At 39.8% G+C, this 23,243-nt stretch carries 18 protein-coding genes and 1 tRNA gene; 8 read left to right on the forward strand and 11 right to left on the reverse strand.

The window, feature by feature from the left end; genetic code table 11:
• The first annotated feature begins 280 nt into the window (after nt 1-280).
• Entirely contained in the window at nt 281-2,668 is a 2,388-nt protein-coding gene (gene ppsA / locus GYY70_RS02335) for a phosphoenolpyruvate synthase (RefSeq protein WP_174831164.1), read from the forward strand.
• A gap of 900 nt (nt 2,669-3,568) precedes the next feature.
• Here ppsA and GYY70_RS02340 read toward each other — a convergent pair.
• The 3 genes from GYY70_RS02340 to gpmI form a co-directional block, all read right to left on the reverse strand.
• Nucleotides 3,569-5,131 (reverse strand): S41 family peptidase, encoded by a 1,563-nt coding sequence (locus GYY70_RS02340; protein WP_174831166.1) that lies wholly within the window; start codon nt 5,129-5,131, stop codon nt 3,569-3,571.
• A gap of 139 nt (nt 5,132-5,270) precedes the next feature.
• The gene (locus GYY70_RS02345) at nt 5,271-6,575 is read right to left on the reverse strand and encodes a murein hydrolase activator EnvC (RefSeq protein WP_174831168.1); all 1,305 of its coding nucleotides are present in this window, start codon (nt 6,573-6,575) and stop codon (nt 5,271-5,273) included.
• Complete coding sequence (gene gpmI, locus GYY70_RS02350) at nt 6,575-8,098, reverse strand: 2,3-bisphosphoglycerate-independent phosphoglycerate mutase (RefSeq protein ID WP_174831169.1); 1,524 nt, start codon at nt 8,096-8,098, stop codon at nt 6,575-6,577. The genes GYY70_RS02345 and gpmI overlap by 1 nt, the downstream gene beginning before the upstream one ends.
• A gap of 207 nt (nt 8,099-8,305) precedes the next feature.
• On the opposite strand from gpmI, the gene GYY70_RS02355 reads away from it, so the two are divergent.
• The 4 genes from GYY70_RS02355 to GYY70_RS02370 all read left to right on the forward strand — a co-directional run bounded on the left by GYY70_RS02355 (nt 8,306) and on the right by GYY70_RS02370 (nt 10,718).
• Nucleotides 8,306-8,884: a YqgE/AlgH family protein gene (locus GYY70_RS02355; protein ID WP_037393479.1), complete on the forward strand. Its 579-nt coding sequence runs from the start codon at nt 8,306-8,308 to the stop codon at nt 8,882-8,884.
• Nucleotides 8,877-9,338 (forward strand): Holliday junction resolvase RuvX, encoded by a 462-nt coding sequence (gene ruvX, locus GYY70_RS02360; RefSeq protein ID WP_037393424.1) that lies wholly within the window; start codon nt 8,877-8,879, stop codon nt 9,336-9,338. The genes GYY70_RS02355 and ruvX overlap by 8 nt, the downstream gene beginning before the upstream one ends.
• A gap of 266 nt (nt 9,339-9,604) precedes the next feature.
• Entirely contained in the window at nt 9,605-10,519 is a 915-nt protein-coding gene (gene argB, locus GYY70_RS02365; RefSeq protein WP_084551882.1) for an acetylglutamate kinase, read from the forward strand.
• Nucleotides 10,520-10,642: 123 nt separating this feature from the next.
• Nucleotides 10,643-10,718, forward strand: a tRNA-Asn gene (locus tag GYY70_RS02370).
• Nucleotides 10,719-10,786: 68 nt separating this feature from the next.
• Here GYY70_RS02370 and GYY70_RS02375 read toward each other — a convergent pair.
• Nucleotides 10,787-11,359, reverse strand: coding sequence for an FKBP-type peptidyl-prolyl cis-trans isomerase (locus tag GYY70_RS02375; RefSeq protein ID WP_084554253.1), 573 nt, complete (start codon nt 11,357-11,359; stop codon nt 10,787-10,789).
• Nucleotides 11,360-11,966: 607 nt separating this feature from the next.
• On the opposite strand from GYY70_RS02375, the gene rho reads away from it, so the two are divergent.
• Nucleotides 11,967-13,226, forward strand: coding sequence for a transcription termination factor Rho (gene rho, locus GYY70_RS02380; RefSeq protein WP_025330651.1), 1,260 nt, complete (start codon nt 11,967-11,969; stop codon nt 13,224-13,226).
• A 288-nt stretch (nt 13,227-13,514) separates the two neighbouring features.
• Here rho and GYY70_RS02385 read toward each other — a convergent pair whose 3' ends face one another.
• Both GYY70_RS02385 and GYY70_RS02390 read right to left on the reverse strand, forming a co-directional pair.
• Nucleotides 13,515-14,255 (reverse strand): UDP-2,3-diacylglucosamine diphosphatase, encoded by a 741-nt coding sequence (locus GYY70_RS02385; RefSeq protein WP_174831171.1) that lies wholly within the window; start codon nt 14,253-14,255, stop codon nt 13,515-13,517.
• Between the two features lie 18 nt (nt 14,256-14,273).
• Complete coding sequence (locus GYY70_RS02390) at nt 14,274-14,627, reverse strand: Spx/MgsR family RNA polymerase-binding regulatory protein (protein WP_084554247.1); 354 nt, start codon at nt 14,625-14,627, stop codon at nt 14,274-14,276.
• Nucleotides 14,628-14,821: 194 nt separating this feature from the next.
• On the opposite strand from GYY70_RS02390, the gene GYY70_RS02395 reads away from it, so the two are divergent.
• Nucleotides 14,822-15,463, forward strand: coding sequence for a hypothetical protein (locus GYY70_RS02395; RefSeq protein WP_174831173.1), 642 nt, complete (start codon nt 14,822-14,824; stop codon nt 15,461-15,463).
• A gap of 178 nt (nt 15,464-15,641) precedes the next feature.
• Here GYY70_RS02395 and secF read toward each other — a convergent pair whose 3' ends face one another.
• From secF to putP, 5 genes are all read right to left on the reverse strand, one after another.
• Complete coding sequence (secF, locus tag GYY70_RS02400; protein ID WP_025330655.1) at nt 15,642-16,577, reverse strand: protein translocase subunit SecF; 936 nt, start codon at nt 16,575-16,577, stop codon at nt 15,642-15,644.
• A gap of 6 nt (nt 16,578-16,583) precedes the next feature.
• On the reverse strand, nt 16,584-18,437 hold the full coding sequence (secD, locus tag GYY70_RS02405) for a protein translocase subunit SecD (RefSeq protein ID WP_174831175.1): 1,854 nt from the start codon (nt 18,435-18,437) through the stop codon (nt 16,584-16,586).
• 96 nt (nt 18,438-18,533) lie between these two features.
• Nucleotides 18,534-18,833: a preprotein translocase subunit YajC gene (yajC, locus tag GYY70_RS02410; protein ID WP_025330657.1), complete on the reverse strand. Its 300-nt coding sequence runs from the start codon at nt 18,831-18,833 to the stop codon at nt 18,534-18,536.
• Between the two features lie 124 nt (nt 18,834-18,957).
• Nucleotides 18,958-19,632 carry a DNA repair protein RadC gene (gene radC, locus GYY70_RS02415; RefSeq protein ID WP_174831177.1) on the reverse strand — a complete coding sequence of 225 codons (675 nt, stop codon included), beginning with the start codon at nt 19,630-19,632 and terminating at the stop codon, nt 18,958-18,960.
• 126 nt (nt 19,633-19,758) lie between these two features.
• Nucleotides 19,759-21,246 (reverse strand): sodium/proline symporter PutP, encoded by a 1,488-nt coding sequence (putP, locus tag GYY70_RS02420; protein WP_174831179.1) that lies wholly within the window; start codon nt 21,244-21,246, stop codon nt 19,759-19,761.
• A 621-nt stretch (nt 21,247-21,867) separates the two neighbouring features.
• On the opposite strand from putP, the gene radA reads away from it, so the two are divergent.
• On the forward strand, nt 21,868-23,241 hold the full coding sequence (gene radA, locus GYY70_RS02425; protein WP_174831180.1) for a DNA repair protein RadA: 1,374 nt from the start codon (nt 21,868-21,870) through the stop codon (nt 23,239-23,241).
• Nucleotides 23,242-23,243 lie beyond the last annotated feature (2 nt).

Here is a 23,243-nt window from a genome sequence, read left to right on the forward strand (position 1 = left end):
TATAAAATTTAAGCAATAAAATTAATGTTTTATTGAATAAAAAAGACAATTTTAGATTAAAATTGCTAAAAAAATGTATAAATTGATATTTTAATCTAAATAATTGAAAATGTAATTAAAATACTTAAGGTATCAAGGATTTGTATTTGAATAGTGTTTGATTAGGGATAAATTATCCTCAATTATGGGCGGATAAATAGCCAAAAATACATGACATTTTATACCTGACTAGTTAGAATAGGTCGTCTTCAACTTTCCCACTCCTCACTGGATAACCATCATGGCCGGTAATAACGTAATCTGGTTTGAAAATCTGCGCATGACTGATGTTGAAAGCGTCGGCGGCAAAAATGCATCTCTTGGCGAGATGATTTCACAGCTCACCGAAAAAGGTGTGCGTGTCCCCGGTGGTTTTGCTACCACTGCGGAAGCCTATCGCAATTTTCTTGCTTACGAAGGTTTGAGTGAACGTATCAATAACGAGCTAAAGGCACTGGATGTAGATAATGTTGCCGAACTGGCCCGGGTAGGTAAACAGATCCGTCAATGGATCATGGACACCCCATTTCCGCCTGAACTGGAAGCAGATTTACAGGCAGCATGGGAAAAAATGGTAGCTGATGCCGGCACTGACCAGATTTGCGTGGCTGTACGCTCTTCTGCGACTGCTGAAGATTTACCTGATGCCTCTTTTGCCGGTCAGCAGGAAACATTTCTGAATATAAGCGGTTATGATAATGTTAAAGAAGCTATGCACCATGTATTTGCTTCTTTGTATAACGATCGTGCCATTTCCTACCGTGTGCACAAGAATTTTGCTCATGATGTAGTGGCTCTGTCTGCCGGTGTTCAGCGGATGGTGCGTTCTGATAAAGGCGCTTCCGGGGTAATGTTCACCATGGATACAGAATCTGGTTTTGATCAGGTTGTATTCATTACATCATCCTATGGTCTGGGTGAGACTGTTGTACAGGGTGCAGTAAATCCGGATGAATTCTATGTACATAAACCAACCCTGCGTGCCGGTCGTCCTGCGATTCTGCGTAAAACCATGGGTTCTAAACTGATTAAAATGGTTTTCACTGATGCGGCTCAGGCAGGTAAATCTGTACAGACAATAGATGTTGATGCCGCCGACCGGAAAAAATTCTCAATCAGTGCCGAAGAAATTACTGAGCTGGCTCAGTATGCACTGACTATTGAAGAACATTATGGCCGTCCGATGGATATTGAATGGGGTCGTGATGGTATTGATGGCAAACTGTATATCTTGCAGGCTCGTCCTGAAACTGTGAAGTCACAGGAAAATAACAGCCGTGTTCTGCGTCGCTATCAGATTAATGACAAATCTGCCATTCTGGTAGAAGGTCGCGCCATCGGTCAGAAAGTCGGTCAGGGTAAAGTGCGTCTGGTTAAATCTGTTGATGAAATGGATAAAGTGTTGCCAGGTGACGTACTGGTTACTGATATGACCGATCCGGACTGGGAACCGGTTATGAAACGTGCCTCTGCGATTATTACCAATCGTGGCGGACGTACTTGTCACGCAGCCATTATTGCGCGTGAACTGGGTATTCCGGCAGTGGTTGGCTGTGGTAATGCAACTTCTGCTTTGCAGGATGGTCAGGAAGTAACGGTGTCCTGTGCAGAAGGGGATACAGGCTATGTATATGAAGGTTTACTGAAAGTTGATGTCAATGAAATACCTTTAGATAATATGCCTGAATCACCAGCCAAGATCATGATGAATGTAGGTAATCCTGAGCTGGCATTCAGCTTCTCAGGTTTACCGGGCTATGGTATTGGTCTGGCACGAATGGAATTTATTATTAATCGCCAGATTGGTATTCATCCTCGTGCTTTGCTGGAATTTGATCAGCAGGATGAACAGATGAAAGCCACCATTACTGACAGAATTTCCGGCTATTCATCTCCGGTAGACTTTTATATTGATAAAATTGCTGAAGGTGTGGCAACACTGGCAGCTTCTGTGTATCCGAAAAAAGTAATTGTGCGTATGTCTGACTTTAAGTCAAATGAATATGCCAATCTTTTAGGTGGTAATAAATACGAGCCTCATGAAGAAAATCCGATGCTGGGTTTCCGCGGTGCAGCCCGTTATGTTTCTGACGATTTCAAAGATTGCTTTGCACTAGAATGTAAAGCACTGAAATATGTGCGTGATGAAATGGGATTAACTAATGTTGAAATCATGATTCCATTTGTACGTACATTGAAAGAAGCAGAAAATGTCGTACGCGCATTGAAAGACAACGGACTGGAACGTGGTAAAAATGGTCTGCGCCTGATTATGATGTGTGAACTGCCAACCAATGCAGTACTGGCCGAACAGTTCCTGAAATACTTTGATGGATTCTCTATTGGTTCAAATGATATGACTCAGTTAACGCTGGGTGTTGATCGCGATAGTGGTGGTCCGATCGCAGGTACTTTTGATGAACGTGACCCGGCTGTTAAAGTGATGTTCAGTCTGGCAATTCAGGCATGCCGTAAATTAAACAAATATATTGGTATTTGCGGACAAGGGCCGTCTGACCATGCTGATTTTGCTAAATGGTTGATTGAGGAGGGAATTGAGACTATCTCTCTGAATCCCGATACCGTAATTGAAACTTGGTTATATCTGGCTAAAGAACTGAAAAAATAAGTTTTTTGGTTCGTAAAACAAAGGCTGCTAATTTTATTAGCAGCCTTTGTTTTTGATTAATGAATATAGAAGGTTCGTATATAAATGACTTATTTCAGGATTTTTAATTTTGCATAATTAAACTTTTATATTATGTAAAATTAATACGATAAGTAAGTATTAGTGAATGATAATAAAGTGCCAATAAATCATAAAATCGTTTTCATAGCGGGTTATATCTTCTGCGTCTACAGATTAAGCTAATTGTTTGTTATTCGTCATAGCTATAATCTTTTTTGTAAATGAATTACCGTCAACTAACTTTGAAACATCGGTATTATTGAATGGATGGTCAGCAAGATAAAAATTGTTTAATATTTTCAAACTAAATAAATCAAGTTTTATTTTGTTCTAATTAAAAGTTTTTATTTAAATCATAGTACATGATTCAATTAAGTTAAATACTAAATAAATTTTGTTGGAGCTCAATTCATACTAAATAAAAGTATAAAAGAGGTAGGTTATTTGCTATTTTTAGGCAAATATTATTATTGGAAACTTCCCAACCTAAAAGTATTAAGGTATTAACTAAAGCTTTTATTTAATAGTTTGTGGCAAATTAATTGTTTATATTCATTCAATTTTATTTGTTGTTATTGGGCCTGTTATGCAAACATTATTTTTGAGTAAGTTGGATTTTTAATTATTTTAATATTTTATAAGTTCTTTTTATTTAAAAGTGTAAAGACATGATTTGAATTCATTATCAGGTACTTTTAAATATTATTGAAGTATATGTAGATTTAGTTTTTTTTCTCTGCAATTGGGTTTTGGTTTGTCTATATGATTTTGCAAATAAATTAACTATATTTAATAAAAAAACAGATAGCTTAAAGCTATCTGTTTTTTAAAGATAAAATTTTATTTTTTATCTTTTTTGTCGTTGGTTTTAACTGGTTTTTTAGCGGCCAGTCCCAATGATTGATTCCATTTTACTGGGTCTTTTACCAGATCCAGAGCAGATTTTAACTGAGCATCTTTTGCTGGGTTAGGTTCACGTCTTGCCAGCCAGTCTTCTTCATCCTTTTTCTTGCTATCTTTTTTATCAGCAGTAGTTGTAGCTTTATTGGTTTGATTTTCGTCTTTATCAGTTTTAACTTCCTTGGTACTGTCTTTATCCGAATCTTCGTTAAGTTGATTTACAGGTTCACTGGCAAAAGCCGGAGAAGTGGTTTTTTTCTGACTGCCTTCTAATCCACCTTTTACCTCTTTACCACCTAGCGGGTTACTCAGATGCCCGCCAAGATCGGCTTCGCGGCTTTCAAATTTTCGGTTTTTATCTTTTACTTCAACATCAGGAACGATACCCTGTGCCTGTATTGAGCGGTCATTAGGAGTGTAATAAAGCGCAGTTGTCAGTTTAACTGCTCCACCATTTGATAGAGGAATTACTGTTTGTACCGAACCTTTGCCAAAGCTTTGTGTACCTACAATTACAGCACGTTTATAGTCTTGAAGTGCGCCGGAGACAATTTCAGAAGCAGATGCCGTACCTGAATTTACTAAAACTGTAATCGGTATGGTTTTAATTTCTTCAGGCATATTTACCAGCGGATCATTGCCTTTAACTACATAATCTTTAGGAATAGCTTTTAATACCATACCTTCTTTTTTATCACGGTTTTTCGTGCTGACAACTTTTACGCCCGGTTTCAAGAATACTGCGGATACACCAACAGCACTGTTTAACAGACCACCCGGATCATCGCGTAAGTCGAGTACCAGACCTTTCAAAGGCTGTTTATTCTGTTTTTCCAAATCTTTGATAGCATCAGCCAGCAGACTTACAGTATGTTCCTGAAACTGAGTAATGCGCACGTAACCGTAATCAGGTTCCAGAAGTTTGTAACGTACACTTTTAACTTTAATAATTGCTCTTGTCAGATGTAATACAATCGGCTGGGCTTCATCTTTACGAGCTAAAGTCAGAGTTATACTGGTTCCCGGTTTACCGCGCATTCTTTTTACAGCTTCGGTAGTGGTCATGTTGCGAGTTGATTCGCTGTCAATTTTAACGATGTAGTCACCGCTTTTGATGCCGGCACGATCAGCAGGCGTGTCTTCTATAGGTGCCACAATTTTAATCAGCCCGTCTTCAGAGCTGATTTCCATACCGAGGCCGCCAAATTCACCTGTAGTGCTTTCCTGTAAATCCGAGTAATCTTTAACAGTCAGATATTCAGAATGCGGGTCAAGATTATTGACCATCCCTTTCATGGCACCTTCAAGAATAGTATCGTCAGTTTTATTCTCAACATAATTGGCTTTAATTTGTCCATAAACTTCCGCCATGGTATGCAGAGATTGTACCGGTAAAGCTTCGGATTTCTCATTGGCATAACTCTGTATGCTTAAAGTGAGAATGACACCGCTGAAAGCACCGAGTGTATATAAAGCAGCTTTTTTTAATCTAGATTTAGCCATTATTACTATTGTTCTTTCTTATAACGACATTAATTCAGGATATCAATAACCTGTTTATAGCAGGTTATGATGAAAATTCAAAATCGGTCAGAGTTTACACTATAAAATTATTGAAAGTAATAGCAAAGCATAATATGTGTTAACGCAACCATGATAATGGATTCATTGCCTGATTATGATAACGAATTTCAAAATAAAGCCCGTTCTGACCGTCCGGTAATTTACCACTTATACCAATGGTTTGACCAGAGCTAAGAATGCTACCGGCAGAAACATTGACGGAGGACAAGCCTGTGTAAATGCTGATATAACCCTCACCGTGATCAATGATTACGGTATTGCCGTAACCTTGTAAAAAAGCAGCATAGACAACATTGCCATTAGAAATGCTGTGTACAGCCGCATTATTACAGGAAAAAAACAATCCTTTCCAGATACCGCCATTTGGTCTGTTTTCTCCGAATTTTCCTGATATGCTGCCGTTAACAGGTCGGGGAAGGCGTCCCTGTTTCTGTGCAAGACCTTTAATAAGCGGTGTTTTAATATTTTCTGTAGCCTGTAAAGCTAAATCTTCTGCTGTTAAGGTAGAAGGCGGTCTGGTGCTGTCTGTATTATTGTTACCGGCATCGTTACTTGGAGTAATTTGTGGCTGACCTGTATTTTTCGGTTTGATGGTTTGTTTAGGAGGTTTAGGCTGAGTCTGAGCCAGACGACGCATTGTTGCCTGAGCAGAAAGACGGCTTAAAAGATTATTCAATCGTTTTTCATCAGCCTTCAATGATTGTAACTGCTTATTCTGTACTTGTAATTGTTGGTTTAATACACTGGATTTACTTTGCTGAATAGTATGTTCATTATGAAGTTTATTAATAAGCTGCTGTTGTTTTTTTTGTAGCGAAGAAAGTTGTTGCTGCTGATAATTGATAGCCTGTTGCTGTGTATTCATCCGCAATTGTTGTTCACGTAAACGCTGGATGACCTGCTCATTGGCTTCATTTAAATAACGGATATATTGTAACGAGCGCCCTTTTTGGTCGGAGCGATCATTTTTTAGCATCAAATATACGCTGTTCGGCTGACGGTTACGGTAATGTGCATTAAGTAAACGGGCTATCTGGGTCTGAGTTTCTGCAATCTGGGTACGGGTTTTATCCAGATTGGTTTGCAGGGTTTGTAACTGCCGCATACTGGTCTGTTGCTGTTGCTGAATGCGGTTAAGCTCATTTTTTGCCTGATTAAGCTGCTGGTCTGTTGCAGCCATTGAGGCATCAATTTTTTTCTGTTCAACCGTAGTTTTACTGATCTGGTTTTGTGTTGCTGAAATAGCCTGGTGAACCTGTTTCAGTTCACCAGTTGGCTGTTGGATTTTCTGATTATTGGCAGCGATAGCCAAAGAGAAAAGGGTACTGCACCATATCAGAATGAGACAGAATAAAGATTTCATTATTTATCTGTGAATTCAATCAGGTTCTGGCCTGTCATTTCTGCAGGCGGAGTCAGTCCCAGAGCAGTTAAAAGAGAGGGCGCTACATCTTTAAGCGCTCCGCATGAACGGATTGTAGCCTTACGCCCTATATAAATAAATGGGACCGGTTCAACTGTATGTTGTGTGTGAGGTTGCTGATTTTTTTCATCATACATGTGTTCACAGTTACCGTGATCGGCAGTAATAATCACTTCTCCGCCTACAGAAAGTGTTGTTTCGACAACCTGTGCTACGCAACTATCCAGTGTTTCTACTGCTTTTATAGCGGCGTCAAGTGAACCGGTATGTCCAACCATATCACCATTGGCAAAATTACAAATAATAACATCATGGCGATGATGTTTCAGACTATCAATAATTTGTTCAGTAATGCCGACAGCACTCATTTCTGGCTGTAAATCATATGTAGTCACTTTGGGTGAAGGAATCATAATCCTTTCTTCACCAATATAAGGTTCTTCCCGACCACCACTGAAAAAATAAGTTACGTGCGGGTATTTTTCTGTTTCTGCTATGCGGAGCTGTCTAAGACCCTGTCCGGCCAAAAATTCTCCCAGACCATTATTTACAGATTGTTTTTCAAACATTACCGGATTGCTGAATTGTGTCCCGTAAGCAGTAATCGTGGCAAAATATCCCGGTTGTACACGATACTTGCGTTTAAATCCATCGAAATCGGCAAAAGTAAGAGCCTGAGTTAATTCACGTGCGCGATCAGCGCGGAAGTTGAGAAACAGAATGGCATCACCATCTAGCAGCTTTGCCTGCGGGCTAACAATGGTAGGTTTAACAAATTCATCCTGCTCGCCACGGGTATAAGCAGCATCTAATGCAGCAACAGGTGAATCAGCCTGATAGGGCGCATCTCCGAATAAGGCATTATAAGCAGCTTCAACGCGATCCCATCGATTGTCTCTGTCCATAGCAAAAAAACGTCCGACAATGGCACCGCATAATATCTGAGAATGCTGTTGCATATATTGTTGCAGGCGTTGCAGATAGGGACGGGCACTTTGCGGCGGTGTATCGCGACCATCAAGAAACGGATGGACAACAATTTTTTGCATGCCGGCAGCTAGTGCGGCATCTATAACTGCAAAAAAATGTTCTATATGGCTATGCACACCACCATCAGAAAATAAGCCCAGCAGATGTACAGTATGATTCGGATTATTCCATGCCTGTTGCAAAACCGGATTTTGTTCGAGAGTATGGTCTTCAATAGCCATATCGATTCGGGTAATATCCTGAGGTACAACTCTGCCTGCACCAATATTCAGGTGACCCACTTCTGAATTGCCAAACTGGCCAACAGGCAATCCGACCATTCGTTCTGATGCATCTATCGTGCCATAAGCATATTGCTGACGATAGTTATCGATATGAGGAGTATGCGCCAGTAAAATAGCATTGTCATTTCCTTCGGCACGATGGCCGAAACCATCCAGAATTAAAAGCACAACAGGTTTAATTAATGACACAATTGACCTTTCTGTGATGGCTGTCTTTGACTCAGTCTGCCAGTATTAGCTGTTTTGATAAAATTTTAAAAACCGGATAAAACAATCCGGTTCGGAGTAAGATAGAATTATAGCGAAAAGCATACGCTTGAGAAACTGTAAAACAGACCCAATTTAACGACAAATTAATTTATATAGTCTGACATCATTTTCATGGATAAGCACAATATGGCTGCACAACAAAACGCTCCGTCCGGATTTTCTCTGGCCAATCATTTTCTGATTGCTATGCCATCAATGGAAGACCCGTTTTTTAAAGAAAGCGTGATTTACCTGTGTGAACATAGTGCAGACGGTGCTATGGGCATCATTGTAAATAAACCATCACCGATTATGATGGATTTACTGTTTGATTCTGCTAAAACCCCTACACCGGAACGTTTTCACGGACAAAATGTTCTGATGGGAGGTCCGGTTCAAGTAGACCGCGGATTTCTGGTCCATACTCCGACAGGTTCATGGGAAAGCAGTTTGTTGGTAACTGACGATATAGCCATGACTACTTCTCGCGATATTATTCTGGGGCTTACACAGGAAAATGAAGTTGATAAAGCTGTAGCTACTATTGGTTATTCCAGCTGGTCTGCCGGACAACTGGAGCAGGAGCTGGCAAATAATAGCTGGATAACCGTGCCTGCAGATAACCAGATTTTATTTGATATGCCTTATAAGCAACGTTATAAAGCTGCTTTGCAGTTATTAAATATTGATGTTGCCAATCTGAGCGTATTGGTGGGCCATGCCTGAATCAATCCCTTCTCCGCTAAAGCGTGGCACTGTGCTCGGATTTGATTTCGGAAGCGCGCGAATAGGAGTGGCCGTTGGTGAAGCTGAGCTGGCGAGTGTACATCCGTTGGAAACTATTACTGTTATCAGTACTGAACAGTATTTTAGCCGTATTAAAACTTTAATAAATGAATGGCGGCCACAGGTGCTTGTAGTAGGCCTTCCCACTCATGCAGATGGTGAGGACGATGAAGCTACTGCTCTTTGTCGCCGTTTTGGTAACCGCTTACATGGTCGATTTAATTTACCGGTATACTGGGTCGATGAGCGCTGGACATCTGTAGTCGCCGAAAGTTTGCTGAATGAAGCTTTAGTCTTTGGGAAAAAGCGTAAACAAATACTGGATCAGGTTGCAGCACAGGCAATTCTGGCAACTTTTTTCAGTACTGGCGCATGTATGGCCAAACTTGATTAATTTTCAAATGTGTTTTAAATAAATCTATATATCGGGTTACGGATAACGCAGAATTTATAACTACAATAAATAGTGCTTTATTATTTCGATAATTTTTAGACTGCTTTTTCAATCAAGTATATTTTTCATTTATCTTTCAATTTGTGCTCATTATTGCTTAAAATTTTAAACAAACATTAAATAACAAATTATGGTTTTATTTTATCAGAACTAAAGATAAACTTAACCGTAGAAAAATAATCAGTTTAATTAGGCAGGGATAAATAATGAGCACAGACATCTTCACAAACATTAATGCTATTGAGGCTAAAACAAAAGCTAATATTTTAGCCGAGGCGCTACCGTATATCCGGCGATTTTCCGGTGTGACAATGGTAATTAAGTATGGCGGTAATGCAATGACTGATCCGCAGTTGAAAGAAAGTTTTGCTAAAGATGTCGTCTTGCTCAAACTTGTAGGAATTCATCCGATTATTGTACACGGGGGCGGGCCGCAAATTAATGAGCTGTTACAGAAAGTAGGAAAAGAAAATCAATTCATTCAGGGTATGCGGGTGACTGACAGCGAGACCATGGATATTGTTGAAATGGTGCTTGGTGGTTGTGTTAATAAGGAAATTACATCTTTACTTAACCTGCATGGAGGGCATGCAGTCGGAATTACTGGTCGCGATAATCATTTTATCAAGGCGAAAAAATTGTTTCTTACCACTTCTGATAATGAAAAGCAGGATATCGGACAGGTAGGTGAAGTTGAAGAAATTGATACAGCTCTGATTCAGGAAATGGTGGAACATGGTTATATCCCTGTTGTGGCACCTGTTGGGGTAGGTGAACATGGTGAAGCATTTAATATCAATGCTGATGTGGTAGCCGGTAAGCTGGCAGAAAGTCTGAAGGCTGAAAAACTGATTATGCTGACCAATACAATTGGTGTACTGGATAAAAACAATCAATTATTAAGTCGCCTTACGCCATCTGATATCAATGCATTAATTGCTGATGGTACTTTACAAAATGGTATGCTGCCTAAAATTAATGCGACTTTGCAGGCTGCTATGCATGGCGTTCACAATACTCATATTATTGACGGACGTGTTCCACATGCTCTCTTGCTGGAAATTTTCACTGATAAAGGTGTCGGAACTATGATTCTAGGTCAGAATGAACAGGCTGAATAATTTAAAATAAAACTGCTTACTAAAATATTAGTATTGTGTAATTAATAATTTAATCAACTAGTAACTATAAAGTTGTTTAAAAAGCTTGACAGTAAAATTACAGTCGCTATAATTTCGCCTCATTCCCTGATAGCTCAGTCGGTAGAGCGACGGACTGTTAATCCGCAGGTCCCAGGTTCGAGCCCTGGTCGGGGAGCCAGATTTTAAAAGCACTCAGTTTACTGAGTGCTTTTTCATTAATTATGCCTACAATCAGATTTACTTGATTTACTTTCCAACTTTAATCAGCTTCACATCAAATATCAGAACACTGTTAGCAGGAATGGCACTTGTCGGGCTATGTTCGCCGTAAGCAAGTCGGGCTGGTATATAGAACGTGTAATCACTACCTTCTGACATAAGCTGCAATCCTTCAGTCCATCCGGCAATAACGCCATTAAGCGGAAATGTAACCGGCTCATTATTACGCTGAGCTGTGCTATCAAATATAGTCCCGTCGATTAACCGACCTTCATACTGAACCGTCACTATATCAGTGGCTTTAGGTTTTTTACCGGATCCCTCATGATTAACTTTGTACTGCAAACCTGATGTAGTGGTTTTTACACCGGAAACATTTTTATTTTTGGCCAGAAACTCTTCTCCTGCACGCTGCGGGTTTCGGGTAGCCGAAGGTGCAGTTGAAGCTGCTACCGGCTCACTGCTGTTATTTTTATACCCATTATCAGCAAAATTACAGGCCGATAAAGCCAGTGCAGTAGTGATTCCCAGAGTAGTTAAAGACAAGTGTTTCATAATTTCTCTTTTAGTATTTAAAGGAGAGACAATTATAGCAGTCATCAGCAGAAAAGCATTTTCTTATCTGCTGTTTTACTGGTTGTTTGCTATTGTTTGATATCTGGAAATTCAGTTCTTTGAATATATAATCTATCTGTAACTGTTGTCTTTCTGATATATTCTTTTTCTATTTACATTATTATACTAATTTTAATAATGCGGTTATAATCCGGCCTGAATAACAGTTTATAGTTAAAAATTAGTGATTAATATAACAATAAGAAATTTATATTAACCTGAATTGTTGTTCGGTTCGGTTAATTCTCGATACAGACTAAAAAACACAATTATAACTTTTTATGCTATATGGATTTTCTGATGTCAGAATTAAATTTTAAGGGTATGCTTCATACAAGTGTTATTGAAAGTTGATAATAACTTGACATTATGTGGTTTGAAGATTAGAATTGCACTTCATAAGAAGATGTCACTTCTGAAAAATCTTTTATTAATGTCTTTTGTGGCAGAATTAAACCAAATCAACTTTCAATAAAAACCTTACCTGTCTTTGGCAAGTATTTTGCAACTTAAAGACTGGTAACTGGAATTATTATGAGTTTTCTGACTCATTTTATCTTCGATTCTAATAAATAAGTTCATTTATATCTTTATGCACGTTTCTGAATTACAAAATCTACATGTGTCTGAATTACTGGGCATAGCTGAAGAGTTTGGTATTGAAAATGCCAATCGTTTGCGCAAACAGGATCTGGTGTTTGCTATTGTGCGCATTAAAATGAAGCAGGGAGAAGCGTTTACCTGTTCCGGTACGCTGGAAATTCTGCCTGATGGCTTTGGCTTTTTGCGTAGCATGGATACATCTTATCTGGCAGGCCCTGATGATATTTACGTCAGTCCGAGTCAGATACGGCGTTTCAATCTGCATACTGGTGACACGATTGAAGGCAGTGTACGTGTACCTAAAGACAATGAACGCTATTTTGCGCTGGTTCGTCTGGATAAAATTAATGGAGACGATCCGGATGTATGCAAACATAAAATCCTGTTTGAAAATCTGACACCATTATTCCCTGATCGCCAGTTTGTGCTAGAGCGGGATATTCGTTCCGGAGAAAATCTTACTGGACGTGCAATTGATCTGATTGCACCTATCGGATTTGGTCAGCGCGCTTTGCTGGTAGCTCCGCCGAAATCTGGTAAAACAGTGATGCTGCAGAATATCGCACATGCGATTACAGCTAATTATCCTGAAGCTGAACTGATTGTTCTGCTGATTGATGAGCGTCCTGAAGAAGTTACGGAAATGACCCGTTCAGTACGGGGTGAAGTAGTATCTTCTACTTTTGATGAGCCGGCTACCCGCCATGTACAAGTGGCTGAAATGGTGATTGAAAAAGCCAAGCGTCTGGTAGAACACAAAAAAGATGTAATCATTCTGCTGGATTCAATTACACGTCTGGCGCGTGCTTACAACACAGTTATTCCTGCATCCGGTAAAATTTTAACTGGCGGTATTGATGCAAATGCACTGCATCGTCCAAAGCGATTCTTCGGCGCAGCCCGTAATGTGGAAGAAGGCGGTTCACTGACCATTATCGCAACTGCTCTGGTAGAAACCGGTAGCCGTATGGATGATGTAATTTATGAGGAGTTCAAGGGAACGGGCAATATGGAATTGCATCTGGATCGGCGTATGGCTGAAAAACGTCTGTTTCCGGCAATTAATATCAATCGTTCTGGTACTCGCCGTGAAGAATTGCTGGTTTCTAATGAGCATTTACAAAAAATGTGGCTGCTGCGGAAATTCTTGCATCCAATGGATGATATTGAAGCAATGGAATTTATCATTGATAAGCTCAAGCAGTCTAAAAATAATGCCGACTTTTTTGATTTAATGCGCGGCAAGTAAATAATTTTTTAAAACTAGTATCAACCGTGTTTACACTTAGTAGACACGGTTTTTATTTTAAAATCTCTGAATATAGTGGGTGATTTAATAATGATATGCTATTACCCGGATAAATCAGGGTATTTGGGAATAAAAAATAATAAATAAAAACCGAAAAGAATTTTTAATCTTTTCGGTTTTTATTTTACTGGCGTTGTATTCAGATACGAAATCTGACTGCCTAGTTAATAATGAGATAATTAACTTTTAGGAGCATTCCCATTAATAGTATAGATGTATTTTTTATATTTATAGCTTAAGCTCATGTACATGTACACCATCTGTGTCTACAGCCAGATAGCCGCCGTAATTATCAGCCCAGTCCTGTATGACATAACGCTTGAAAGGTTGGTTGTTCAACTGTGATTCATGTACGGCTGGACGATGGGTATGACCATGAATCAGTGTAGGCAGAGTAGGTTGCATATGGCTACTCATCAGTTCATTAATGGCTTGTTCTGTTACATCAGAAATCTCACTTTTACCCTCATTGTTTTTACGTGTTTCACTCATCTGACGGATTTGTCCGGCTAGTAAACGACGCTCTTCAATAGGTTTACTTAATACAGCCATTTGCCATAGAGGATTGCGGGACTGGGCACGGAATTGTTGATATGCAATATCGTCAGTGCATAATTCATCCCCATGCATAATAATATATTCATGCTCGTAAAGATTTATTTGCTGAGGTGATGTAAGTAGTTGTATTCCGGTTTCTGCAGCAAATTTTTCACCAATCAGGAAATCCCGGTTACCATGAATGAAAAAAACTGGTGTCGCAGAAGAAAAAGATTTTAACAGAGATTTAATATGACGAATGAAATCACTATCATCATCGTCACCTATCCAGACATCAAAAAAATCACCTAATATGTATAATGCATCGATATTTCCTTGCCATTGTTGCAGGCAGCGTTCAAATAGCTGATTTAAAGGCGGCGTCTGTTCAGAAAGATGTAAATCAGAAATAAATATTGTTGTGTTGTTCATGGTTTGTATCTGGAAGTATCAGGCAAAAAATTCAGTATAGCGTTGCGGATCAAAACCAACCAATATTAATTGATTTTTTACCAGAACTGGTCTTTTAATCACTGAGGGGTGGTTTATCATTAGGCGAATGGCTTCATCATCATTACTTAAAGCAATTGTCTGTTCATTGTTACTTAATTTCCGCCATGTTGTACCTTTACGGTTAATTAATGTTTCTTTAGGTACTTGTGTAAGCCAGAACTGGATATCAGTTATTGTTGGCGGTGTTTTCTTAAAATCGATAAATTCAGCGTTAATATGTTGATCAGCCAGCCATTTGCGGGCTTTTTTGACAGTATTACACTGACTGATACCATAAATTTGTATACTCATTGATGAAAGCCTGTTTGCAGAAATAAGCTATTATTATACCGTTTTGCTTATATTTGCTTAAAGTGTTGGTTTTATGTCGATTGAGCGTTTTAAATTGTTTCTGACCAGTGAAGGTAAACTGCTTGCGTTGCTAATCCGGCATATTGGCAGTATGCTTTAATCAGTATAGATTTTATTTTATAAGGAATACCGGGATGAAAAAAATCAGTGTATTAGCCGTTAGCCTGTTACTGGCTGCCTGCGGAGGTAAGCAAGAGGCGAGTAATCACAATTTTACTGAGGCGATAGATGATTTTGCTAAAAATGATAAAGTTTGTCTGGCGGTTAATCTGATGCTGGATAATGCTCAGGGAGGTATGAATAATACGGTTGCACTTGGCAATAAAGAAATACGTATTGCCAGAAAAAATAGTGATGGCGATAAAGTTAATAAAACTGCTTTAAAGCAAATGGATATTTTAACTGATGCAGACTTGTATGAAAAAGGTAAGGATGCAACTCTGGTTGTTAATGGCGGAAAAGATATACCGCAGGCAGTGTATTACCGTACAAGTAAAGGTGAGGACAATGTGCAAAATACAGCTCAGGGAAGTATGCTGTGCCTAGGAACACAAAAAGTAGATAAAATTGTGCTCTTTACTGAACCTACCCCTGCAAATGGAATGACTATTTCCAAGGTAGTTTATGATGCAAAACTGGTACCTGAAAAATGGGCTGAAAAATTATTGAAAACTACCGATGAAAACTGGTGGAAGTCTATGCAGGAACCTCAACGTCGTACGGCGGTATTGGTTCTGACGGATAAAGGTTGGAAAGACGAACGGGCACTACGTTAGCAATCAGATATTGTTCGGCTTAGGCACATCAGTTTGTTAGCTCTTCAAATTTCATTTTTGATTGCTGTATAGATAAATCTAATTTTGTAGATAAATTTTAAAATCATAAAAAACTCCAGAAATAAAATATTATTCTGGAGTTTTTTATTTATTAGGGGAAAATAATAGTAATTTAATCTTAAACTACAGCTTCCTCTTTCCGTTTTGGCGGCTTAACCAGATTTTGCCGGTTCAGTCCAAACATCAGTAGTAACGGACTGGCTACTAATACTGATGAGTAAATACCAAACACAATACCAATTGTTAATGCCATTGCGAAACCATGCAAAGCAGCTCCGCCAAATACCAGCATAGAAATGACCATTGCTTCAGTTGATCCGTGGGTAATAATGGTACGGCTCATGGTTGCGGTAATGGCATTATCTATGATTGCCGGAACACTTTTACCACGCATATGTGGTTTTCGGAAATTTTCACGGATACGGTCAAAGACAACTACTGACTCATTAACTGAGTAGCCAAGCACGGCAAGTACGCCTGCAAGTACGGTAAGAGAAAATTCCCAGTGAAAGAGGGCAAAGCAACCCAGAATAATCACTACGTCGTGCATATTGGCAATAATAGCAGAAACAGCAAAGCGCCATTCGAAACGCATGGATAAATAAATAATGATGCCAATCACAACCATGCCTAAAGCCAGTAAGCCGTGAGTAACCAGTTCTTCGCCCACTTGCGGTCCGATAAATTCAACCTGACGTAAACTTACACCTTCCTGATGCTGTTTAAGCAAGTCCATAACTTGATTGGACAATTGTGCTGAAGTCATATTGGCTTTATTGGGCAGACGAATCATGATTTGTTTATTTGTGCCCAGTGCCTGTACTTGTATTTCTCCAAGTTTTAATCCATCCAGTTCTGTACGAATTTTATTTAAATCCGCACTCTGTTTGAATTCCACTTCCATTACAGTACCGCCGGTAAATTCTACAGAAAAGTTCAGCCCGCGAGTAACAAGAAAAAATACAGCCAGAATAAAAGTAATTAATGAAATCGCCGTTGTCAGCTTACCATAGCTCATAAACGGGATATCACGTTTTATTTTGAAGAATTCCATAATTTATTAAGCCTTACTTTTACCAGTGGCAGCTTTATCTGCAATCCAGATGTGGCCGATAGAAAGTGTTTTCAGTTTGCGTTTGCGACCATACCACAAATTAACAATGGCACGAGAAACCACTACTGACGAATACATAGATGTCATAATACCCAGACAATGTACGACAGCAAATCCGCGAATAGGGCCTGAGCCGAAAATCAGTAACGCCAGACCGGCAATCAGTGAAGTGATATTAGAGTCTACAATAGTATGCCAGGCGTGATCGTAACCTGCATTAATTGATATCTGTGGTGTATTACCATGACGTAATTCTTCGCGGATACGTTCATTAATCAATACATTCGAGTCAATCGCCATACCCAGCGTAAGAGCAATTGCGGCTATACCCGGCAGTGTCAGAGTAGCCTGCATGGCAGACAAAATGGCGATCAGGAACAACAGATTGCATGATAGGGCAATTACTGAAAACAGTCCGAACATCCGGTAATAAAGCATCATGAATATGGCTACTACTACAAATCCCCATAAGGTGGAATGAAAGCCTTTGCTAATATTTTCTTTACCTAGAGACGGGCCAATGGTTCGTTCTTCGATAATTTTCATTGGTGCAGCTAGTGAGCCGGCACGCAATAGCAATGCAGTATCATTGGCTTCCGCAATACTCATACTTCCTGAAATAATGGTTTTACCGCCGGGAATAGGTTCATTGATTACCGGTGCGGTAATCACTTCTGCTTTACCCTGATCGATAAGTACCATCGCCATACGTTTACCAACATTATTGCGGGTGAGGTCAGCAAAAATGCTGGCACCTGTACTGTCAAAATTTACGCTTACACCCGGCAATCCCCGGTCGTTAAAGCTGGCCTGAGCATCATTAATATTGTCCCCAGTCAGTTCAACCTGTTTGCTGACCAGTGTAGGTGCTCCGTTACCGGCAGATGGCAGTAGTTCAAATCCATCTGGATTGTGTCCTTGCAGCGCCTGCTGATACAGATTGGGATCATCACTTACCATTCGTACCTGTAAAGTTGCAGTACGGCCAATGATATCTTTAGCTTTAGCAGTATCCTGAACGCCCGGCAGTTGTACGACAATCCTGTTCGGTCCGGCCTGCTGTATAACCGGTTCAGCAACACCCAGCTCATTAACACGGTTATGCAGGGTATTAATGTTCTGGGTCACTGCATCTGTACGAATTCTGGTCAGCGCAGTGTTACTCAGGCTAACTACCAGACGGTCACCATTCTGAGTTAGTGTTGCATCATTAAGGTATTTTTTTAATCCGGATATTGCAGTGGAAGCATCGTTTGCAGACTGGAAAGGAACAACCAGTGTCTGTCCGTTTTTAACAATATTGCCACTACGGATTTGTAATTTACGCAGCTGGCGGCGGATATCACCGGCATAGCTGTCGAGTGTTTTGTCAACGGCTGAATCCATATCCACCTGCATGGTGAAATGCACACCACCACGCAAATCAAGACCTAGAAACATCGGTTTGGCATGAATTTTTTCCATCCATTCCGGAGTATTGGCCAATAGATTCAGGGCTACGATATAGCCTTCACCGAATTTAGAAGCAATCGCATCACGTGCTTTAAGCTGAGTTTCAGTATCACTGAAACGTACTTTCAGGCTGCCATCAGTAATGAACATACCCTGATGCTGTATGTGTGCAGCTGCCAGAGCCTGTTTAACTGTATTTTCAGTTTGTTCATTGATAGTAATGGCCTGCCGGTTGGTAGAGATTTGTACTGCCGGTATTTCGCCAAAAAAATTGGGAATGGTGTATAACAGACCCAACACTATTGAGACGATAATAAGCAGATATTTCCATATAGGATAACGATTCATATTTGCTGCCTTGTTGCAGACTGTTGTTCTTCAGTTAATAAATGAAAGAAAACAAACAAAGGCCGCAACTGAAAAGTTGCGGCAGGATTACTGATTTTATTCTGGTGCCTTACCACTGATGGCATTGCGTTCAAATTCAACTTCTACTTTAGGAGCAATTTCTAAAGTGAAGTATTGTTCATTTACTTTAGTGATTTTGCCAACTATTCCAGCCAAAGTAACAACTTTATCACCTTTTTTCAGTTCGGTTAGCATTTGCTGATGTTTTTTATGTTTGCTTTGCTGCGGGCGGATAATCAGAAAATAAAAGACAACAAGAATTAATAAAAGTGGAACAAATTGCATAAGGCCACTCTGTGAACCGGCAGTATTGGCAGCATAAGCAAAATCAATCATGGGGTACTCCGTATGATTAAGGTAAATAACGCTATTAAACTAGTTATTGTAATCGGCAATGATAAATTTATCCAGCTTTGCACTATTATGCTATTAAGATAGAACGTTTAATTAATAATTTTTACTACATTAGATTTAATTCAGCCATTGATGTTATTTTTTCAGCAGTAACAATAAAATGATCCAATAAACGAATATCCAGCAGATTTAAAGCGGCTTTTATTTCTCTGGTAAATTGAATATCGCCACTGGACGGCATAGTAGATTGTCCTGGATGATTATGTGCCAGAATAATTGAGACTGCGTGGTGTTTTAAAGCTGCTGTAGCGACTTCTCGAGTGTAAACCCGTGCTTCATTGATGGTGCCGCGAGCCAGTTCAATGGTTTGCATAAGTTCGTTACGCTGGTTCAGAAGTAAAGCTACACAAACCTCCACTTTTTCATGACCTATATGTAAACGAAGAAAATCAGCCACTGCAGCCGGCTGAGTAAAAATAGGGCGGCAATAAATTTCTTCTGCCAGCATGCGTCTGCTTATTTCTCTAATTACTGCAAACTGGGTATAACTGGCAATACCCATTCCGTGATACTGACAAATTTGCTGACAATCTGCTTCAAGCAATGCGCGCAGGCTGCCTAGTTGAGAAATAAGCTCTCGTGCCAGATCTACTGCACTCATACCACGGGTACCGGTGCGCAGCAGGATTGCGAGTAGCTCAGCATCACTTAGCGCCGAGGCGCCCAGTTTAAGAAGCTTTTCCCGAGGGCGATCGTTCTGCGGCCAATGCTTGATGCTCATTATTACGATTATGTGAATTAAAGGACATAATCATAATATAACTATGTAATAAAATAAATTGGTTTGAGACCGTATTCGGATTACTGAGAACTTAAAAACTGTTTAATCCGCCAGGTTAATTAAAGTTTATTTTGTTTTAGTATGGTAGCGCTTATAAGCATCTTTAAAATGAATTTGTACTTTCTCGCTTGGTTTTTTATCACATAAACTAAAAATAATAATTGCAATTGATGCAAATATAAATCCGGGGATGAGTGAATATAGATTAAACCAGTTAAAATTGATCCATAGCAATACTGTGACGGCACCAATAATCATACCGGCTAATGCGCCGTTACGTGTCATACGCGACCAGAATACGGAAAAAATAATAATCGGACCAAATGCTGCCCCAAAACCAGCCCATGCGTGGCTCACTAAATCCAGAACGCTGTTATTCGGATTAATTGCCAGTAAAATGGCAATCACAGATACTATAAACACCATTATTCGTCCAATCCAGACCAATTCTTTCTGTTTTGCTTTTGGACGGAAAAATGCCCGATAGAAATCTTCTGTCAAAGCGCTTGAGCATACCAACAGCTGGCAACTTAAGGTACTCATCACAGCTGCCAGAATTGCAGCGAGAATAATACCGGCGATCCATTGATTGAAGAGTAATTTAGATAACTCGATAAAAATCCGTTCATGTTTTCCATTGCTGACCAGATAGCTTAATTCTGGATGGTTGGCAAAATATGCTATTCCGAAAAAGCCGACGGTAATGGCGCCGGCCAGACATAAAATCATCCATGTCATGCTGATACGGCGTGCGTTTTTCATTACTTCATGCGAATCAGCAGCCATAAATCTGGCTAAAATATGCGGCTGCCCGAAATAGCCCAACCCCCAGCCTAACAATGAGATTATGGCAATAAAATCCATATGGGCAAAAAGGTTGGTATAGTCCGGATTCAGGTTTTCAATATGAATGAGTGCATCAGAAAAACCACCGGCATTAATGATTACCATTATGGGGGTTAAAATCAGAGCGAACATCATCAGACTTGCCTGAATGGTATCTGTCCAGCTAACCGCTAGAAAACCGCCTATAAGCGTATAAAGTATAGTTGCACCAGCTCCTGCCAGCATTGCCCAGCCATAGCTCATGCCAAAAGTACTTTCAAACAGTTTAGCTCCGGCAACAATCCCTGATGCACAATAAATTGTAAAAAAAATCAGAATAATTACTGCTGAAAAAATACGCAGTAATGAGCTGTTATCTTCAAACCGGTGCGTAAAATAATCGGGTAAAGTTAACGCATTATGGTTGATTTCTGTAAAAACACGCAGACGTCCGGCAATCAATAACCAGTTCAGGTAAGCTCCAAGTATTAAGCCAATGGCTATCCAGCTTTGTGAGATACCAAATAAAAATACTGCCCCCGGTAATCCCATCAGTAGCCAGCCGCTCATGTCAGAAGCTCCGGCCGAAAGTGCAGTTACTACGCTGCCGATACGACGCCCGCCCAGAATGTAATCACCAAAATTCTGTGTTGACCGATAGGCAAAAAAACCAATTGCAATCATTCCTAAAATGTACACAGCGAATGTGACAATCATTGGCAAGGACATAGTTTTGAAAAACCCTGTGTATAAAAATTGAAATAAAAATGGACTGATTTAAAACATTAAAATATTCCGCCAAGAATTAGCCGAAGACTAAAATTCATTCCATTTTTTTCGATGTATGTTAAAGATTAAATAGTGTAATGTAATAATTGACCATGCAAGAGAATATCAAGGTAAAACTGGATTTAACCTGCACGAATTGACAGAGTATATAATAATTGCCAGACAAAGTAATTATTATAATTTGTTTTGGGAAGCAATTACTATTTGCCAAAAACATTTGATTTTATCGTTCAGTTATAAGTGTAGACTCTTTTGAATTTGAATCAGTAAATTGCCATATTTTTTAATCTGCTAATCATTATGATTAAAACCATTATAGTGCTTCAATTGTCTATATATACGGATGTTACTATTTTGATTTAATAGTTTTAGCATCAGAAATTTAACTAAATTATACGCTGTTAAAGAGTAAAACTAATGGCTATTTTTTTGTTCTGGCTAGGTGAAGCTTAGATAAAATAGAGAACTAAATAAAATTGGTCAATTTTATTGAATCATTATTTCCCAATAGACAAAGGAAACTATGTTTGAATTTAATGCAGGTATTGCCGGAAAGGTTTCATGGTAAAGCAAAAAACTCAGTTTCAATGCCGCAGTTGCGGTGGAAGTTCACCTAAATGGCAGGGGCGTTGCCCTCATTGTGGCGAATGGAATACTCTGGAAGAAACAACAGTTTTATCTGCATCTTCTTCTGGCAGCCGTTTTCAATCATGGGCTTCAAGTGAATCGTCGGTACAGTTACTGGCAGAAGTCAGTGCGGTTGAAATACAGAGAACGCCAACAGGAATGGGTGAGCTGGACAGAGTACTTGGAGGTGGTTTAGTAGACGGAGCTGTTATTTTGCTAGGCGGAGATCCGGGTATTGGTAAATCTACATTATTGCTGCAAACGATAGCCTTGATGGCCGAACAGGAATCCGTATTGTATGTTTCCGGAGAAGAGTCAGCTCAGCAGGTTGCTTTACGTGCCCAGCGTCTTGGTGTACATGCAGACAAAGTTCATTTACTGGCAGAAATACGTGTAGAGGCAATCAGTGCAGTTATTGCACGCCAAAAACCCAGAGTGGTAGTAATCGATTCTATTCAGACCATGTATTCAGATGGTATTACTTCAGCTCCCGGTTCTGTATCACAGGTTAGGGAATGTGCAGCACAATTAACCCGCCTGGCAAAACAACAGGGTATCAGCATGCTGCTGGTTGGTCATGTAACCAAAGATGGCGCGATTGCCGGTCCCCGGGTGCTGGAGCATATGGTGGATACAGTATTGTATTTTGAAGGGGAAACTCATTCAAATTATCGTATGATTCGTGCTATTAAAAACCGTTTTGGTGCCGCTAATGAGTTAGGTGTTTTTGCAATGACAGAAAAAGGGTTGAAGGGAGTTTCCAATCCTTCAGCATTGTTTTTATCCAGTTATCGCGATGATGTTCCCGGCTCATGCGTTCTCGTTACTCAGGAAGGTTCACGCCCCTTACTGGTAGAAATTCAGGCGCTTGTTGATGATGCTCATGGTTTTGCTCCAAAACGATTAACTGTAGGGCTGGCTCAGGAGCGTCTGGCCATGTTGCTGGCTGTGCTTAACCGTCATGCCGGTATCGCCTGTTATGATCAGGACGTGTTTCTTAATGCTGTAGGCGGTGTGAAAATTACCGAACCGGCAGCAGATCTGGCTGTAATTCTGGCTATGCTTTCAAGCTATCGTAATCGACCATTACCGGAAAAGCTGATTGTATTCGGAGAAGTCGGGTTATCAGGTGAAATTCGTCCTGTTCCTCGCGGACAGGAACGTTTGCGAGAGGCAGAAAAACTTGGATTTACTCATGCCATAGTACCTGCAGCTAATTGTCCCAAACGAACGGCTGATTTTCCGAGGCTGACTATTATCGGGGTAAATTCGGTACAGGAAGGTGTAGATGCTACACGACGTGATTAATT

The organism is Snodgrassella sp. ESL0324, from assembly GCF_013344955.1.
GTDB lineage: Bacteria > Pseudomonadota > Gammaproteobacteria > Burkholderiales > Neisseriaceae > Snodgrassella > Snodgrassella alvi.